We start from the raw sequence: 12214 nt of genomic DNA on the forward strand, positions 1-12214 counted from the left end.
CGCCCTGACAGGGTCGGTGGCAAGCCCGCTCACGATCAGCGATCGCGGCTGAGCTCGTCCACCTCGTCCATGATCTCGTCGAGCGTCGGTTTCAGGCTGGGGATCATGTGATCGGTCCGCGACGTCATGTCGCTACCGCTCATGAGCGCCTCCAGCGCGACACGGCCGCGCGCCACGCGGCTCTTGATCGTGCCGACCGCCACGCCGCAGATCTCCGCCGCCTCTTCATAGGCGAAGCCGCCCGCACCGACGAGGATCAGCGCCTCGCGCTGTGGCTGCGGCAGATGAAGCAGCGCGCGCTGCATGTCGGCAAGCTCGACATGCTTGTCCTGGCTGGCGGGTGCCGCCAGCAGGCGATCAGCCACGAGATCGTCCCACTCACCCTTGAAGCGCGCGCGCCGCATCTGCGAGAGATACAGGTTGCGCAGGATGATGAAGGTCCAGGCGCGCATGTTGGTGCCAGCCTGGAACCGCTTGCGCGCGGCCCAGGCCTTCAACAGCGTTTCCTGCACCAGATCGTCGGCGAGATCGCGGTTACCCGACAGCGAGCGTCCGAAGGCGCGCAAATGCGGGATTACCTGAGCAAGCTGCTTCTTGAATTCCGGATCGGATAGCGAAACGTGCTCGACCGATGCTCCATCGGCCGCGGCATCATCACGCGGTTCAGCTTCGGTCATAATATGTCGTTCGGTCCCCGCACCGGAATGAACCGGCATCCTCTCCGTAAGATAGATAGTACCGGCGTCGTTTGCCACCCGTCCGGTCAACATGGTGATCGCGTCTACAACCGCGTGAACAGCAGAAACGCGAATATCGCGATCACCAGCACCAGCGAAACGGGCAGGATATATCGGGTCATGTGCGGCGTAGTGCCAGCGCGAGCCTCGTCAGTGCTCAGCTCGACCTTGTGATTTTCGTCAGCCATACAGCTTTAACGATCCTGCACCGTTTTGGGTCCGTATCGTTTTTACGAAACCGGCGCGGTTGATTGATCGAAGAACAGCGCCTGGCTGATCGCCGCCTTCACCGTCGACCGCTGGAACGGCTTGGTGATGAGGAAGGTCGGCTCGGGACGCTCACCGGTCAGCAATCGTTCCGGAAAGGCGGTGATGAAGATCACCGGCACCTGGAATTCACCCAGGATGTCCTTCACCGCATCGATGCCCGATGAATCGTCGGCGAGCTGGATGTCGGCGAGCACGAGGCCGGGACGATCGTCCATCGCCAGCGCAACCGCTTCGTCACGGGTCACGGCGACACCGGTCACTTCATGGCCGAGATCGCGCACGATCGTCTCGATATCCATGGCGATGATCGGTTCGTCCTCGATGATGAGGACGCGGGCGCGGGTCTGATTCTCGATCTCCGACAGCGCGTCGGCGACGAGCGATTCGACCTCGCTGGGCGAGACGTTGATGAGATAGGCCGTGTCCTCGACCGTGAACCCCTCCATCGCGGTGAGGAGCAGCGCCTGGCGCGACAGCGGCGTCATCCGTGCGAGGCGCGCGCGGGCCACCGCCTCCTGATCGTCCACATCCCCCGGATCAGCCTGCTGATCGTCGTTGGTCGATCCCCAGATCGCCTGGAACGTACGGTACAGGCCAAGGCGCGGATCGACGTCGCGCGGAAATTCCTCGGGAGCGGCGACGATCGCTTCGAGCGTGGCGCGGACATATTTGTCGCCGTGCGACTGGCTGCCGGTGAGCGCCCGCCCATAACGACGCAGGAAGGGCAGATGTGGGGCGAGCTGTTGTCCAAGCGACATGAGGCGGAACGACTCCCAATAGATTAGGGTTTCGGCTTTGCGCGCCAAACCCGGATTGATCAACTTCGACAAACCCCCGCAGGCGCGCGGCGCCCAACGACGCAATTCGTCGTCGAGCGGTGGAACCAACGAACCGGTATTTTGTTTCCATGACGCGAGCCTTGATGAACAGGCTGGTGCCAAGGCCCGTAAGCGGCCAAGGAATCGTCACAGCATGCCAGACAGGTGTTTCGGGGGGTAAGCGTTGGTTTCGGACAAGGAAGCGCCAAAAAAGCCGGTCAAGAAGAAGGGCAGTACTGCGGTGCAGTCCAAGGACCGGGACATGGGTGCGGCGCTGCGATCAATCTATCAGAAGACGATCGACGAGCCGGTCCCGGACGAGTTCGTTTCCCTCCTGGGCAAGCTAGACTAAGCACAGACATGGCAACGACGGCGGACGATTCGCGCGTTGGCGCGACGACGCCGACGTTCATGATGCGCTGGCCCACGGGCGCGAAGCTTCTGGTGATCCTGTCGATCGCTCTGCTGCCGCTCGCGATCATCGCCGTGTTTGCGACGCTTCGCATCACCCAGATTGCCGATACCGAGGCACGCGCGGGCCTGCGCGTCGCGGCGGCCGAGAGCAGCCGCGCGATCGCGATCGAGCTGATCGGCGACATGACCGCGCTGCGGGCGGCGGTGGATGCGCTGGAGGCGGACCCCGGCGACACGCCCAGCTGCGCGCGCGTTCAGGGCGTTTTCGCGCAACAGGCATTCAACGGCGCGCGATTCGCGGTGTTCGGCCCCAAGGGTCGGCTGCTGTGTGGCAGCAGCTTCCCCGGGGCGCTGGAGGTGGCGCGAACCGCCCGCGACGCGGCCGTGGCAGCGCAAATCCTGCCCCAGCGCGGCCTGCTGCTCGGAGTGGTCGGTCGTTCGGGGCAGGTCACCGCAGCGGCATACTTCCCGACCGACTTCCTGGCGGAGCTGAGCCGCCCGAGCGGATTCACGCCGGCCTATGCCGCGACCCTGATCCACGGCGCGAACGAGCTGGTGCTGCAGTCGCTGGCGCGCGAGAACGCATTTGAGCGGCGCGAGAACAACCTCACCGACCTTGGCATCGGCGACCTGAAGCTGGCGATGGAGGTGCGCACCGCGCCGATCACCTCGCCGCTGGTCATCGCGCTGCTGCTGCCGCTGGTCATGTGGGCGGCCGCCGCCGGCATCGCCTGGTTCGTCGTCGATCGCCTGCTGATAAGGCCGATGCGCCAGCTGCGCGCGCGCGTCGCGGCCTTCACGCCGGGCGAAGAAACCGATTCGCAAGTAATCCGCGCGCTGCCGGCGCAGGAATTGCGCGAATTGGGCGATACGTTTCGCGCGCTGACCAAGACGGTGGCAATCCACGAGGCGGGACTTGCCGAAGGGCTGGTGCGCCAGACGAAGCTGACGCGCGAAGTGCATCACCGGGTGAAGAACAACCTCCAGGTGATTTCCTCCCTCATCAACTTTCACGCGCGTGGCGCGAAGTCGCCCGAGGCGTCGCAGGCCTATGCGTCGATTCAACGCCGGGTCGATGCGCTCGCGGTGGTGCATCGCAACCATTACGCCGAGATGGAGGAAAATCGCGGGCTCTCGCTGCGGCCGATGCTGGGCGAGCTGGCGTCCAACATTCGCGCGACGGCGGCCGAGGGCACACAGCTGCGCATTCAGCTCGACATCGATCCCTATCTGGTGACGCAGGACGTCGCAGTCGCGGTGGCCTTCCTCGCCACCGAGTTGATCGAACTGGCCGTCACCTGCGATCCCGCGGCGCAATTGCGCGTGTCGGTCAAGGAAGCGGCGACGCCGGATCGCGCGACGCTGCGCGTCTCGTCGCGGGCGCTGATCGAAAGCCCGGAACTTCGCGACGGCCTCGCCACCCGCTTCGGGCGCGTGATCGAAGGCCTGTCGCGCCAGCTGCGCGCGCCGCTTCACCACGATCCACTGGCTGGCGCGTACGAAATTTCGATCGCGGTGCTCGGCCGGGATTGAGGCTGGGCCGGCGGCAGCGCCGCGGCTCAACTTTTTTCCACGATTGGCGCGAAAGCCTAGGAACCCCCGCCGCCGATCGACGTTCTACACTTCGGATAGCGACCTTATGCCCCCCCGCTCTCGCTATCCGCGACATAGGCCCGGAAGCGTCAACCCTCCCCCCCCGGTGACGCTTTCGGGCCTTATTTCATTTCCTTGAGATCGATGGCGCGAAGGAACGAAGTTCCTCACCACGCATTTTCCCGAATGCGAAATGACTGCGCGCAGGAGGGCTTGATGAAAAAGTTGTTCGGAATGGTTGTGGTGGCTGGCGCCCTGATGGTTTCGGCGTGCAACACGGTCGAAGGTGTCGGGCGCGACGTATCGTCGGCGGGCAACACCGTCGCCAAGACGGCGGACGACGCCAAGTAACCACGGCTTCATTGTCAGGAGACGGGCGGCGTCGAGGAGACACTCGACGCCGCCCTTCTTTTATTCGCTGGCGGCGGCGGCCGTTTTCTCTCGCGCGCGGCGGCGCTCGGTAAACCAGATGCCGATCAGCGCGAGTTCGTAGAGGATGCACAGCGGGATTGCGAGGAGCAGCTGCGACCCGACGTCGGGTGGGGTCAGCACCGCGGCAATCGCAAAGGCGGCGACAATCGCGTAGCGGCGTGCCGACACAAGCTGCTGGCGAGTCACCACGCCACCGCGTTCGAGCAGCATCAGCAGCACCGGCAGCAGGAACGACAGGCCGAAGCCGAACAGGAACTGCATGATGAAGGACAGGTAATTGCCGATCGACGGCAATGCGTCCTGGCTTACCCCGCCGATCTCCCCTTGGAAGCCGAGCAGGAAGTGCAGCGCCACGGGAACGGCGATATAATAGGCCATCGCGGCACCGGCGAGGAACAGGATCGGCGTCGCGAGCAGGAAGGGCAGCAGCGCACGCCGCTCATTGCGGTAGAGGCCCGGGGCAACGAACTGCCACAATTGGTTGGCGATCACCGGGAACGACACCATCATCGCGGCGAAGAAGGCCACCTTGATCTGGACGAAGAAGGCCTCGAAAATCTGGGTGTAGATCAGCCGCTTCTGGCCGGCCGCGAGGAGCGGCTGCACCAGGAAGGCGAAGATCGCCTCCGCGAAATAATAGCAGACAGCAAAGGCCAGCAGCAGCGCGCCGATGCAATATAAAAGACGGCGGCGCAGCTCGATCAGATGGTCGAGCAGCGGGGCGCGCGTGTCATCGAGTTCGTCGGCCGGGTTCATGACGGGGCCTTGCCATTGGCGTCAGGAAGGGCCGTCTCGTTCGCCGGGCGCAGCACAGGCTGTTCGACCATCACTGGTTCATCGGGCTGGGACGCGTCCTGCGGGGCGACATCACCACTTGGTGCGGTCGCCTTCGGCTCCTGGGCAGCAGGCAGCTGCTCGGCGGCGGGCTCTTCCGGCGCAAGCATCGGATGCTCGCGCATGATCCGCTCATTTTCCGCCTTCCACTTCTTTTCCATCTCGGCGAGCTCGGCCTCGCGCACCATCTCGTCAAAGCCGGCGCGGAACTGGCGGGCAACGCCACGCGCCTTGCCGACCCAATAGCCGAGCACCCGAAGCGCCTTGGGCAGGTCCTTCGGGCCGATGACGAGCAACGCCACCACGGCCACGACGGCCATTTCGGAAATGTTGAAGTCGAGCATGGCGGACGATGGCGACGCGGATCAGATCAGCGCGCGACCTTGTCTTCCTCGACGATCGTCTCCGAGGCGGGACGCGCCGTCTGCTGCGCCTCGATCCGCTGCGCGGGCTTCGCAGACGCTTCCTCGTCTTCTTCCGACATGCCCTTCTTGAAGTTCTTAACGCCCTTGGCGACGTCACCCATCATGCTCGAGAAGCGGCCGCCACCCAGCAGAAGGATGGCAACGATCGCGAGAATAAGGATGTGCGGGAGGCTGAAGCTACCCATGGGGATTCTCCTGAAGTCCCGACCATCTAGTGCTCATCGTCGTTCTTTTCCACCGCGAGTTGTTCGACTGCCAGATCGACCGGATCGAGCAGGCCGGCGGCGCGCAGATCCTCGATCCCGGGCAAGTCGCGGCGCGATTTCAGGCCGAAATGCGAGAGGAACGCCGGTGTCGTGACGAACGTGAGCGGCCGGCCCGGCACCTCGCGCCGGCCAGCCGGGCGAACCCAGCCCGCCTCCATCAACACGTCGAGCGTGCCCTTGGAGATCTGGACGCCGCGAATCGCCTCGATCTCGGCGCGGGTCACCGGTTCGTGATAGGCGATGATGGCCAGCGTCTCGATCCCGGCGCGGCTGAGGCGGCGAACCTCCTCCCGGTCACGGCGCAGCACATGCGCCATGTCGGCCGCGGTCTGGAAATGCCAGGCGTCGCCGCGCTGCACAAGATTGATGCCGCGCCCGGCATAGTCGCGGGCGAGTTGCTCCACCGCGGCGCGCACGTCGCCGCCCCCGACATAGGCGCGGATCGAATCGATCGTCATCGGATCAGCTGCCGCGAACAGAACCGCCTCCACTGCCCGCACCACGTCATTGGGCGGGGTCACGCGGGCAGCCTCAGGTACAATGGCGCAAAGGTGCCGTCCTGCCGCAGTTCCACCCTGCCCTGCCGCGCCAGTTCAAGCGCGGCGAGAAAACTGGAGGCGAGCGCGGAGCGGCGAAAGGCACCGTCCGCGCCGTCGGGCAGGAAGCGGTGCAACATCGACCAGTCGATCGCCGTGCCGAGCAGGGCGGAAATGCGCGCGATCGCCGCCTCCAGCGTCATCACCTGTCGATCCTGCACGACATGCATGACCGGGCGGGTGCGCGCGCTGATCCGGCCATAGGCCGAGATGAGATCATAGATTTCCGCCGACCAGCGCGCCTTGCGGATGGTGCGTAGCCCGTCGGGCGCGGGGCGGCGGAACACGTCGCGGCCCAGCCGATCACGCGCCATCAGCCGCGCCCCCGCCTCTCGCATGGCGGCGAGCCGCTCGAGCCGCAATTGCAGCCGCAGCGCCAGTTCCTCCGGATCAGGCTCCACCTCAGGGTCGCGCGGCAAGAGGAGCGCCGATTTGAGATAGGCCAGCCACGCCGCCATGACGAGATAGTCGGCGGCCAGTTCCAGCTGCAGCGTGCGGGCGCGTTCGACATAGGCCAGATACTGTTCGACCAGCGAGAGAATCGAAATCTGCTTCAGGTCGACTTTCTGCGAGCGGGCGAGATTGAGCAGCAGGTCGAGCGGGCCTTCCCACCCGTCGAGATCAAGCGTCAGCTGCTCCCCACTCACGCGCCGATCGCGAGGAATTCGTCGCGCTTGGCGACCAAATCCGCGAACACGCCCTCGGCTGGCCGCAGCGTCGCCATCGCTCGGTCGAGCCGGTCGCGTGATGGCTGGGCGATATCGTCCAACCGATCGGCAATCGCGACCATTTCATCGAGCCGCGCCCAGCAGTCGAGCACGATGTCGCAGCCAGCGGCGATCGCCCCCGATGCCTTGTCCGCCGGCGTGCCGGACAGTGCCTTCATGTCGATATCATCGGTCATGAGCAGGCCATCAAAGCCGATCTTGCCGCGGATCACATCGTTGATGATGGTCGGAGACATGGTGGCGGCTCGCTCAGCATCCCACGCCTCAAACACGATGTGGCTGGTCATGCCCATCGGCGCATGGGCCAGCGCGCGGAACGGCGCGAGATCATCCTCCAGCTCCGCCGCGGTCGCCGTGACGGTGGGGAGCAGATGGTGCGAATCTACCTTGGCCCGGCCGTGGCCCGGCATGTGCTTGACCACGCCGACGACGCCGCCGGCCGCCAGCCCTTCGAGCGTCGCGCGGCCGAGCGCGGCGACACGCTTTGGCTCGCTGCCGAAAGCGCGGATCGAGATCGCCTCAGTGGTGCCGGGGCCGATCACGTCGAGGATCGGGTGGCAATCGACGGTAATCCCGACCTCCGCCATCATCAGCCCGAGCGCCTGCGCATTGGCGCGCGCTGCCTCGATCGCGGACATAGGCGCGATGTCATACAGGCGGTCGAAATCGGGGCCGGCGGGAAAGGCGGGCCATTCCGGGGGTCCCAGCCGGGCGACGCGACCGCCTTCCTGATCGACCAGGATCGCGACGTCCGAGCGACCCTCCAGCGTACGCAGCTCGTCGGTCAGCGCGCGAAGCTGCTGACGATCGAGGCAATTGCGCTTGAACAGGATGTACCCCGCCGGACGCGCCTCGGCGAAGAATGCGCGTTCGTCGGAGGTAAGCGTCGGCCCGGACAGGCCAAAGATCACTGGCTTCATGGCCCGGTATTAGCGGGTCCGCCGGGGGTTTCCACCCCGGCGCGCGGGCGTCCCGCCGCGGTCAGCTGGTGACGAAGCACTTCTCGCCGGCGACGGTCAGGCGGCCACACAGATCACTCGCGGCGTCCGCGCTGCCGGCATTCACCTTCAGGCGATAGACCTTGCGGCCGTTGACCTCGGCGGGCTGGACGGTTTTGCCCAGGGTCGCGACATAGGAGAAGCGCTTGGCCACCGCGCTCCACGCGGTGTTCGCCGCCGCCTCGCTCGGGAAGGCGCCGAGCTGGACCAGCGACCCGCCCGAGTTGGCACCCGGGATCTGCTTCTTCGGTGCGGCCATCGGTGCGGCGGCGACCAGCCGTCCGCCCGAGCCGGGAACCTCGGCAACGGTGCGTGCGCTGCCGTCGGTGGCCGGTGCCGGCGCGTCGGCGCGGCGGCCGGCGATCGGCGCCTCTGGCACGGCCTTCAGATCGATCGCGGCGGTGGCGCTTGCCCCCGCGCTGGCGGCGATCGCCGAATCCCCTTCCCCGTCGACCTTCAGCCCGCCGGGATCATCCGGCTTTACCTTATAGTCGCCCGGCTGCGCGGCGATCAGTTCACCCTGGCCGTCCGGCGCGCGGGTCTGGAAGCTGAATACGGCAAAGACGATGGCGGCGAGAAGCACGAGGCCGACGGCGACCAACAGCAGGACGCGCAGCACGCCCGGCCCTTCCGGCTCGTCCGGCTCCACCGTCTCAAGCCACGGAAGCCGGTCTTCATCCCTGAGATCGAATTCCTCGGTCGCCATGAATCACATCTCCGAGACTGCCTCCACGCCCATGATGGAGAGACCGTTGCGGATAATTTGTCCGACGCCTTCCGCCAAGAACAGACGCGCCGCCGTCATCGCCGGGTCGTCGGGCAGCAGGAAGCGGCGGTCGGGCCGATCGTTGCCGACATTCCATAGCGCGTGAAATGCCGCTGCCAAGTCATACAGGTAAAACGCAATTCGATGCGGCTCACGTGCCGCAGCGGCCGTTTCCACCACGCGCGGGAATTGCGCCGCCAGCTGCACCAGCGCCAGCTCCTCCGTATCAAGCCGGGACACGTCGGGATGGGACAGGTCCAGCCCCGCTTCGGTTGCACGACGCCGCAGCGAGGCGACGCGCGCATGGGCGTATTGGACGTAGAAGACGGGATTATCCTTCGACGCCTCCACCACCTTGGCAAAGTCAAAGTCCATCTGCGCGTCGGAGCGGCGAGTCAGCATGGTGAAGCGGACGACGTCCTTGCCGACTTCGCGCACCACGTCCGCCAGCGTGACGAAGTTGCCGGCGCGCTTGGACATCTTCACCGGCTCGCCGCCGCGCAGCAGGCGCACCATCTGCACCAGCTTCACGTCGAAGCGGGTGCGCCCCTCGGTCAGCGCCGCGACCGCTGCCTGGATGCGCTTCACGGTACCGGCGTGGTCCGCGCCCCAGATGTCGATCAGCGCATCCGCCGTCTGCGCCTTTTGGAAGTGATAGGCGAGGTCGGCGCCGAAATAGGTCCACTGGCCGTTCGACTTCTTGATCGGGCGGTCCTGATCGTCGCCGAACAGCGTGGAGCGGAACAGCGGCAGCTCGACCGGCTCCCAATCCTCAGGTGTCTCTCCCTTGGGCGCTTCCAGCGTGCCGTCGTAGACGAGGTCGCGGGCGCGCAGCCACGCCTCGGCCGCCTCGGGCTTGCCCTCGGCCTGAAGCTCCGCCTCCGACGAGAAGACGTCGTGGTGGATGCCGAGCAGCGCCAGATCGGCCTTGATCAGCACCAGCATGGCATCGACCGCGCGCGTGCGGAACAGGGGCAGCCAGTCAGCCTCGGGCGCAGTCGCATAGCGATCACCGAATTCCTGGGCGAGCTGCTGGCCCACCGGGACCAGATAGTCGCCGGGGTAAAGGCCTTCGGGAATCGCGCCAACATCCTCGCCCAGCGCCTCACGGTAACGCAGGTGTGCGGAACGCGCGAGCACGTCGACCTGACCGCCCGCATCGTTGACATAGTATTCGCGGATCACGCGGTTGCCGGCAAACTCCAGCAGCGACGCCAGGGCATCCCCTACCACCGCGCCGCGGCAATGGCCCATGTGCATCGGGCCGGTCGGGTTGGCCGAGACATATTCGATGTTGACGGTGGTACCCTGCCCTACGGTGGAGCGACCATAGTCAGCGCCACGATCATGGATCGCGGCAAGTTCCGCCCGCCAGCTGTCATCGACCAGCCGGAGGTTGATGAAGCCAGGACCGGCGATCTCGACCGCGGCAACCTCATCCAGCTGCTGCAATGCAGCGCCGATCTTCTCGGCCAGCGCGCGCGGGTTCGTCTTTGCAGCCTTGGCCAGCACCATCGCCGCATTGGTGGCGAGATCACCATGGGCGGGGTCACGCGGCGGCTCCACGGTCACGGCGCGGCGCTCGATCCCCGACGGCAGGTCGCCAGCTGCCTCGAGCGCATCGAGGGCAGCGTCAACGTAAGCGGCGAAACGGGAATAGAGCGTCATGGCAACCAATCGTGTTCGTGAAGACGCGCGCGATAGACCAATGCGACGAGCGCGACAAATCCGCTCGCGATTGCGTCCGCTGCAACTGTATTTTCGACTTTTGCGCTTTGGTTGGTGCGGCGCAGCATCTATTGTGCACTTGCGAAAAGATTTGGTTTCAAACCGAGGAATCCTACCATGCGCAAGCTCATCATGACCGCCGCTTTCCTCACTGCAATGGCGCCGTTTGCTGCGCAGGCGCAGGACGAGAAGAGCTTCCAGCACGAAAATCAGACCTACGTCTACAAGACCAGCGAAGGCCGCGAAGGCGCGACCGTGATCACCGGCCGTCGCGTCGGCGGTGACCGTTTCCGCCTGGTCGTCGAGGGCGAGAAGGTCCGTGGCAACGTCGGCGGCACGCCGGTCGCTTTCCGCGCGCCGCAGGGCGGTGCGGTGTCGGTGCTGACCGCGAACTGATCCACTCGGGGGGGGGGGCCAAGCCCCTCCGCAGATGATCAATGGGCCGCTGGCGCTGAGATGGCGCCGGCGGCCTTTTTCATGGCCGCTGCCCGGCGGCGTGGGCTGCCCTCTAGCGCAGGGCGCCACTTTGGGCGGTGACGCTGATCGGATGCTTGGGTTCTGGCGAGAGGGTCCGGGCCAGGGTTTCGAACCGGCCATCGGCGATCCTGATCTCGTTGAACGCCGGCGGTGACGAGCGCAGCCGTTTTGACAATGTTCCCGCGCCGATCATCCGCACCGTCCAGTCGCCAAATGTCACTGGCTTGTCGAAGGGATCATGCACATGGCCCGACAGGACAGCATGGGTGCCGGCCTCCGCCAGCGCCTTCAGTGCCTCGTCACCATTGCGTGTCTTGGCGGTGCCGCGCGTCCCGCCTTCGATCAGCGGATGGTGACCAGCGACGAAGATGAGGTTGCCTCGCGGCGCCGCGGCGATCAGATCCAGCGTATTCTTGAGCGCGTCGCGGCCGACATGCCCCTTTGACCAGTTGAGTCGCAATTGCGCGCGGGCCGTCGTCTTGAGCGGGACGATCGTGATGCCGGGCAGGTCGAGGGTCTTTTCGATCATGCGTTCCGCCGCACCATAGCGCTTGTACGGACTGAACAGCCGGCGCAACGGATCCCAATAATAGGGTAGATCGTGGTTGCCGACCTCGATCGTCACCGGGACGCCGAGCGACATCAGCCACTTTCCACCGGCGTCGAATTCGCGGGTGCGGGCGCGCATGGTCAGGTCGCCCGTCATGATCACCGCATCGGGCGACTCGTCGGCGACGCATTGCGCGAACCAGTCGAGCGCAGCGGGATCCTCAGCACCGAAGTGCACATCGCTTACGTGGAAAAGCTTCATCGACATGCCAACGCGCTGCCCGCGATTCGGTTCGCGGGCAAGCGCCTAGCGTGTCGCAGGTCAGCTGCGTCGGTGCTTCCCGCCGTAATGCGGGCCGATATAGCTGGCGATCTTCGCCATCTCCTGCGCGGCGCTGCGCGCGGCCTCGGCGCAACAGGGGATCGGATCGCGCTCTGCCTGGCTCGCGCGCATCGCCACCCGATCGGTCAGCGTTTCGATATCCGCGCGGGTCAGCACGTTTTTCTCCCGGAGCAAGCAAAGCAGGCTTTGCAGGATCACCAGGGATTCTTCGCCGGCGCGCTCTTGTGGCGTCATTGGCTC

17 protein-coding genes are annotated in these 12214 nt (G+C 65.7%); 4 read left to right on the forward strand and 13 right to left on the reverse strand.

All coding sequences use genetic code 11. The features are described 5' to 3' along the window. Nucleotides 1-35: 35 nt before the first annotated feature. From L8F96_RS08780 to L8F96_RS08790, 3 genes are all read right to left on the reverse strand, one after another. On the reverse strand, nt 36-677 hold the full coding sequence (locus tag L8F96_RS08780; RefSeq protein WP_046410961.1) for a sigma-70 family RNA polymerase sigma factor: 642 nt from the start codon (nt 675-677) through the stop codon (nt 36-38). A gap of 104 nt (nt 678-781) precedes the next feature. Next, on the reverse strand, nt 782-925 hold the full coding sequence (locus tag L8F96_RS08785; protein WP_046410963.1) for a hypothetical protein: 144 nt from the start codon (nt 923-925) through the stop codon (nt 782-784). Between the two features lie 42 nt (nt 926-967). Next, nucleotides 968-1765, reverse strand: a complete 798-nt coding sequence (locus L8F96_RS08790) for a response regulator (protein ID WP_046411827.1) — start codon at nt 1763-1765, stop codon at nt 968-970. A 244-nt stretch (nt 1766-2009) separates the two neighbouring features. Between L8F96_RS08790 and L8F96_RS08795 the strand changes: the two genes are divergently transcribed. The 3 genes from L8F96_RS08795 (at nt 2010) to L8F96_RS08805 (ending at nt 4183) form a co-directional block, all read left to right on the forward strand. After that, the gene (locus L8F96_RS08795) at nt 2010-2177 is read left to right on the forward strand and encodes a NepR family anti-sigma factor (RefSeq protein ID WP_231622004.1); all 168 of its coding nucleotides are present in this window, start codon (nt 2010-2012) and stop codon (nt 2175-2177) included. An 8-nt stretch (nt 2178-2185) separates the two neighbouring features. Next, nucleotides 2186-3772: a sensor histidine kinase gene (locus L8F96_RS08800; protein ID WP_136451509.1), complete on the forward strand. Its 1587-nt coding sequence runs from the start codon at nt 2186-2188 to the stop codon at nt 3770-3772. 276 nt (nt 3773-4048) lie between these two features. Next, nucleotides 4049-4183, forward strand: coding sequence for an entericidin A/B family lipoprotein (locus L8F96_RS08805; protein ID WP_046411830.1), 135 nt, complete (start codon nt 4049-4051; stop codon nt 4181-4183). A gap of 60 nt (nt 4184-4243) precedes the next feature. Here L8F96_RS08805 and tatC read toward each other — a convergent pair whose 3' ends face one another. The 8 genes from tatC to argS form a co-directional block, all read right to left on the reverse strand. Then, nucleotides 4244-5020 carry a twin-arginine translocase subunit TatC gene (tatC, locus tag L8F96_RS08810; protein WP_046410964.1) on the reverse strand — a complete coding sequence of 259 codons (777 nt, stop codon included), beginning with the start codon at nt 5018-5020 and terminating at the stop codon, nt 4244-4246. Then, a complete protein-coding gene (gene tatB, locus L8F96_RS08815; protein WP_296219773.1) occupies nt 5017-5442 on the reverse strand; it encodes a Sec-independent protein translocase protein TatB in 426 nt (141 codons plus the stop codon). Before tatB ends, tatC begins: the two co-directional genes overlap by 4 nt. Nucleotides 5443-5468: 26 nt before the next feature. Beyond that, nucleotides 5469-5708: a Sec-independent protein translocase subunit TatA gene (locus L8F96_RS08820; RefSeq protein WP_046410967.1), complete on the reverse strand. Its 240-nt coding sequence runs from the start codon at nt 5706-5708 to the stop codon at nt 5469-5471. Nucleotides 5709-5734: 26 nt separating this feature from the next. After that, a complete protein-coding gene (gene scpB, locus L8F96_RS08825) occupies nt 5735-6310 on the reverse strand; it encodes an SMC-Scp complex subunit ScpB (RefSeq protein WP_125945775.1) in 576 nt (191 codons plus the stop codon). After that, nucleotides 6307-7032, reverse strand: a complete 726-nt coding sequence (locus tag L8F96_RS08830; protein WP_296221767.1) for a segregation and condensation protein A — start codon at nt 7030-7032, stop codon at nt 6307-6309. The genes scpB and L8F96_RS08830 overlap by 4 nt, the downstream gene beginning before the upstream one ends. Continuing rightward, nucleotides 7029-8033: a glycoside hydrolase family 3 N-terminal domain-containing protein gene (locus tag L8F96_RS08835; protein WP_334655793.1), complete on the reverse strand. Its 1005-nt coding sequence runs from the start codon at nt 8031-8033 to the stop codon at nt 7029-7031. The genes L8F96_RS08830 and L8F96_RS08835 overlap by 4 nt, the downstream gene beginning before the upstream one ends. A 61-nt stretch (nt 8034-8094) precedes the next feature. Beyond that, nucleotides 8095-8817 (reverse strand): SPOR domain-containing protein, encoded by a 723-nt coding sequence (locus tag L8F96_RS08840; RefSeq protein WP_046410971.1) that lies wholly within the window; start codon nt 8815-8817, stop codon nt 8095-8097. A 3-nt stretch (nt 8818-8820) separates the two neighbouring features. Further along, on the reverse strand, nt 8821-10545 hold the full coding sequence (gene argS / locus L8F96_RS08845; protein WP_334655794.1) for an arginine--tRNA ligase: 1725 nt from the start codon (nt 10543-10545) through the stop codon (nt 8821-8823). 177 nt (nt 10546-10722) lie between these two features. Here argS and L8F96_RS08850 point away from each other — a divergent pair, with 177 nt between their 5' ends. Then, complete coding sequence (locus tag L8F96_RS08850; protein WP_052742609.1) at nt 10723-11001, forward strand: hypothetical protein; 279 nt, start codon at nt 10723-10725, stop codon at nt 10999-11001. A 112-nt stretch (nt 11002-11113) separates the two neighbouring features. Here the strand turns inward: L8F96_RS08850 and L8F96_RS08855 are convergent, their stop codons facing one another. Together L8F96_RS08855 and L8F96_RS08860 are read right to left on the reverse strand one after the other, a co-directional pair. Beyond that, on the reverse strand, nt 11114-11893 hold the full coding sequence (locus L8F96_RS08855; RefSeq protein ID WP_334655913.1) for a metallophosphoesterase family protein: 780 nt from the start codon (nt 11891-11893) through the stop codon (nt 11114-11116). A 60-nt stretch (nt 11894-11953) separates the two neighbouring features. Continuing rightward, nucleotides 11954-12208 (reverse strand): hypothetical protein, encoded by a 255-nt coding sequence (locus tag L8F96_RS08860; RefSeq protein ID WP_046410975.1) that lies wholly within the window; start codon nt 12206-12208, stop codon nt 11954-11956. Nucleotides 12209-12214 lie beyond the last annotated feature (6 nt).

It is taken from the genome of Sphingomonas panaciterrae (assembly GCF_036890205.1).
Classification (GTDB): domain Bacteria; phylum Pseudomonadota; class Alphaproteobacteria; order Sphingomonadales; family Sphingomonadaceae; genus Sphingomonas; species Sphingomonas panaciterrae.

Bases quoted from the DNA above. Each gene is read 5' to 3' on its own strand.
- L8F96_RS08780 (WP_046410961.1), bottom strand. From the start codon at position 677: ATGACCGAAGCTGAACCGCGTGATGATGCCGCGGCCGATGGAGCATCG.
- L8F96_RS08785 (WP_046410963.1), bottom strand. From the start codon at position 925: ATGGCTGACGAAAATCACAAGGTCGAGCTGAGCACTGACGAGGCTCGC.
- L8F96_RS08790 (WP_046411827.1), bottom strand. From the start codon at position 1,765: ATGTCGCTTGGACAACAGCTCGCCCCACATCTGCCCTTCCTGCGTCGT.
- L8F96_RS08800 (WP_136451509.1), top strand. From the start codon at position 2,186: ATGGCAACGACGGCGGACGATTCGCGCGTTGGCGCGACGACGCCGACG.
- L8F96_RS08805 (WP_046411830.1), top strand. From the start codon at position 4,049: ATGAAAAAGTTGTTCGGAATGGTTGTGGTGGCTGGCGCCCTGATGGTT.
- tatC (WP_046410964.1), bottom strand. From the start codon at position 5,020: ATGAACCCGGCCGACGAACTCGATGACACGCGCGCCCCGCTGCTCGAC.
- tatB (WP_296219773.1), bottom strand. From the start codon at position 5,442: ATGCTCGACTTCAACATTTCCGAAATGGCCGTCGTGGCCGTGGTGGCG.
- L8F96_RS08820 (WP_046410967.1), bottom strand. From the start codon at position 5,708: ATGGGTAGCTTCAGCCTCCCGCACATCCTTATTCTCGCGATCGTTGCC.
- L8F96_RS08835 (WP_334655793.1), bottom strand. From the start codon at position 8,033: ATGAAGCCAGTGATCTTTGGCCTGTCCGGGCCGACGCTTACCTCCGAC.
- L8F96_RS08840 (WP_046410971.1), bottom strand. From the start codon at position 8,817: ATGGCGACCGAGGAATTCGATCTCAGGGATGAAGACCGGCTTCCGTGG.
- argS (WP_334655794.1), bottom strand. From the start codon at position 10,545: ATGACGCTCTATTCCCGTTTCGCCGCTTACGTTGACGCTGCCCTCGAT.
- L8F96_RS08850 (WP_052742609.1), top strand. From the start codon at position 10,723: ATGCGCAAGCTCATCATGACCGCCGCTTTCCTCACTGCAATGGCGCCG.
- L8F96_RS08855 (WP_334655913.1), bottom strand. From the start codon at position 11,893: ATGAAGCTTTTCCACGTAAGCGATGTGCACTTCGGTGCTGAGGATCCC.
- L8F96_RS08860 (WP_046410975.1), bottom strand. From the start codon at position 12,208: ATGACGCCACAAGAGCGCGCCGGCGAAGAATCCCTGGTGATCCTGCAA.